The organism is Paenibacillus sp. P4_A7 (genome assembly GCF_056402455.1).
Map to the genome: position 1 here is coordinate 1 of NZ_JBFUHJ010000632.1, position 2753 is coordinate 2753.

The window sequence follows — 2753 nt, forward strand, 5'->3', positions numbered from 1 at the left end:
TTACTTTCAATTGCGAAGTCCCAAACTGAATTCGATAAAGCACTACAATGGCAATAGTCATAATGCACATCACGATGAAAATATTGCTGTAAACAAAAGCATCCTTATTTGTTACTAACGGATTAAAATGAAATGAAGGCACCTTGTTATCGAGCAGCTTTCCGATGAAACTCATAGAAATCGCGCCAGACATGAAATTTACCATGGAGAATAACCCCATTCCAACCCCTACTTGCTCTTTTATCAATGTGCGAGAAATGGTATTCGACATCGCAATTTGCATAAAGGTTTGTCCTACATTTCCTGCTATCAATATAATCGCAATAATGTAAGGTGATACCCCGACAACAATTGAAAGTAATATGAAGCAAAACAGCAGCATTAATGAAGCAGAAAATACTAGAAAGGTGTTTCCGCGTTCATCGGCCATTTTCCCAGCCTTCCGCCCCATAATGGCAGATGCGATTGCAGCGGGAAACATGACAAGACCGATGATCCCGGGAGATAAATCGTTTAGATTCGCCAATGGCAAGAAGAAAGAACGTTACTGTCCCAGCGAGCAATCCGCCTCCAAAGATATCGATGCTCCCAGCTTTCCCTCTCTCATCATCCAAGTACTTCCGAAAGAATGGTAATGTAACCAAGGATATAATAGAAAAGAAAAATAATAGCCTCCAACTGCCAAAGCTTGAGATTAATCCTGCGACAACTGGACCCAAAGCACTTCCGAGTGCTAGTCCGATTGCCGAAATCCCTAATGCTCTTCCTCGCTTCTCTGGTGCGAAATAACGAATGGGGATAATCATTGCTGTAGCTGGTAGAACTGCAGCTCCAGCAGCTTGCAAGATTCGCCCTGCAATAATCATCCAGTATTCAGAAGCAAACATGCCCACCATCGAGCCAACAGCAAATAGAATTAGCCCAAAAGTCAACAAATCCTTGAGTCGGTATTTATCGGCAAGCTTCCCATAAACGATCGAACCAATAGCATATACAACCATATATCCGGTCATAATCCAACTAACCTGAGAAGGAATAAGATCAAACTCTTTACCAATTACCGGTAAAGCAACGTTGAACATAGTCCCATTCATTACAGAGAATATGAGTGCAAAGACCAAAACCCGCAATAGTTTATCAGCGTTTTTAATTTTTGAATCATTCAAATTTTCTCACCCCTAATTATGAGTTACCCTATTCCCTTTTTTGGGATCTAAATGCTATATCCATTCTATGAGCATCACCAATTTCCCATTTCAGTATGTGTTTGTATATAATGAGGATACTCACTATACTCGATAATACTGAGGATACACACTAATTTTAGTGATTTCAAGGTATATCATACTGGTTTTAGTACCGCTAGTGAGTGGCTTAACTATTTTTATCAGGTTATAATGAGTTATTAAGTTTGCAGGGTCGGAGTTTGAACGAAACTTCTTGTCAAGGAGGCAAAATAATGATTACCCAAACGGATAACCCTTTAGCGATAGACGTCATCCACGTTTTAATTAGAACAACACAATATCTACAAAGAGAATTCACGACACAAATTTCCACTCATAATACACCTTTTCAAGTTACGGGGCCTCGTTTACGTCTTCTCTCCACCGTATCAGATGCAGGTAAGATCCGTATGAACGAATTAGCTTTAAAGCTTGGAATTAAGGCACGTACCGTTACCGATTTTGTCGACGCACTTGAAAAGGACAATCTACTAATCCGTATTCCTGATCCTACGGATCGTCGTGCTACTCTAATTCAACTTACGGAGTTGGCGCAAGTTCATATAACGGAAGCTCTTGCCATGCAGACAGAAATTGCAGAAAGCCTAATAGGAAATCTATCCCCAGAACAAAGAAAACAGCTTCTCGAATTATTATTTTTGCTGATTGAAGAAAAAGATCTTTCAAGCCCCTGTGAGGATGCTTTGAAATAAGTAGTAAAAAAGAAATGAATGTTGACACAAAAAGTCGATCGAATTTCGATCGACTTTTTGTGTCAGTAAAATGTTTGAATCACCCAACTACTAACGATACAGTTCCCTGCTCTCTACAGTGCCCAATCAATTTACCTTCATCTCCAATACTATAGTGTAATTTCTAAAGGGAGTGGGTAAAGGAAAATGTCTACATTTGCTGCTGCAAATGCTTTGAAGGAACAACTTGTGCAATCCTTGTTGAAACACTCAAAAGTTCAGGGTATTGGCGTAGGATATCTTGATCCTAAGCAACCAAAAAAAGGGGCAGCCGTAATTATTTACGCAGATGCTTTGTCYGTCGTTTCTCTAGGGATTTCTTCAATTCTATCCAAGCGAGGAAAGAAAACGACCGTGAATGCACCCATCCGTTTGGTAAAGACAGGAAAGATTCGTTCTCATGCTGATTATCGTAGGCGAATTCGGCCTGTCATAGCCGGCTATAGTATTGGAACAAGAGCTGGATCAGGTACTTTAGGTTTGATTGTCACGAATTCCCCAAGAGCAAATCAGAGATACATTTTCAGTAATAATCATGTACTTACCAATCCAATCAACTCTAGTTCACATGCTGAAACGTTACAGCCCGGAGGAGCGGACAATGGACGACCCGGCACGGATCGTGTCGGTCAGTTATCACGTTTCGTGCAGTTAAGTCAGAATAGAACTAACCTCATGGATGCGGCTCTGTCGATCCCCGTTCGGAACAGTATCTTGAACCCCCGCTATGCTACTGTAGGTGTTATTCCCGGACATGTAACCTCCTACCGTGTAG

Annotated in this window: 1 protein-coding gene and 2 pseudogenes; 2 read left to right on the top strand and 1 reads right to left on the bottom strand. The window is 40.9% G+C overall.

From position 1 onward, the window contains the following. A pseudogene (locus tag AC1DWN_RS32185) lies at positions 1-1166 on the bottom strand (MFS transporter); the annotation flags it as partial. Positions 1167-1459: 293 nt separating this feature from the next. Here AC1DWN_RS32185 and AC1DWN_RS32190 point away from each other — a divergent pair. Together AC1DWN_RS32190 and AC1DWN_RS32195 are read left to right on the top strand one after the other, a co-directional pair. Then, entirely contained in the window at positions 1460-1939 is a 480-nt protein-coding gene (locus AC1DWN_RS32190) for a MarR family winged helix-turn-helix transcriptional regulator (RefSeq protein ID WP_477562915.1), read from the top strand. Between the two features lie 186 nt (positions 1940-2125). Further along, a pseudogene (locus tag AC1DWN_RS32195) lies at positions 2126-2753 on the top strand (hypothetical protein); the annotation flags it as partial.